The following is a 437-nucleotide window of genomic DNA, read 5'->3' on the forward strand; positions in this document are numbered from 1 at the left end:
CCAAAAAAAAAAAAGCCCCGTCACGGCAACGTGCGGGGCTCTTTGTTTTGGTGCGCAGGACGGTGAGAACGCAGTCTTGCAAATAATTTATTTCTTGTAGCTGTACACGCCGATGCGTGCATTCGGATCGATCTGGCGGATGTAGAGCTGGTACGTGTCGCCGCTGCTGGTCTTCAGCTTGGCCATCTTGCTTTGTTTGCAACATGACGGGCAGGCCACCTTCTTTTCCTGGATCGGGCGGGCGTCGGGCGACAGCTGCAGCATGAGCTGCCCGCAATGCGGGCACGCCAGGCTGATGTCTTGCCCGTAGATCGTTGCGTGAGATGTCTGTGTGTTCGATTTCATGGTCGATTATTCTTATGGGGGGCTGCGATTGTAACCAACAACGGGGAACAGCAAGCGGAAGAATGTATCACATTTTCCTGACGCGTCCTTTA

At 53.8% G+C, this 437-nt stretch carries 1 protein-coding gene; it reads right to left on the reverse strand.

Annotation, left to right across the window (positions count from 1 at the left end; genetic code table 11):
• Positions 1-87: 87 nt before the first annotated feature.
• Positions 88-345, reverse strand: a complete 258-nt coding sequence (locus tag HLUSI_RS32625) for a hypothetical protein (RefSeq protein ID WP_157137835.1) — start codon at positions 343-345, stop codon at positions 88-90.
• Positions 346-437 lie beyond the last annotated feature (92 nt).

Source organism: Herbaspirillum lusitanum P6-12 (assembly GCF_000256565.1).
Taxonomy (GTDB): Bacteria; Pseudomonadota; Gammaproteobacteria; order Burkholderiales; family Burkholderiaceae_D; genus Herbaspirillum; species Herbaspirillum lusitanum.

Bases quoted from the DNA above. Each gene is read 5' to 3' on its own strand.
- HLUSI_RS32625 (WP_157137835.1), bottom strand. From the start codon at position 345: ATGAAATCGAACACACAGACATCTCACGCAACGATCTACGGGCAAGAC.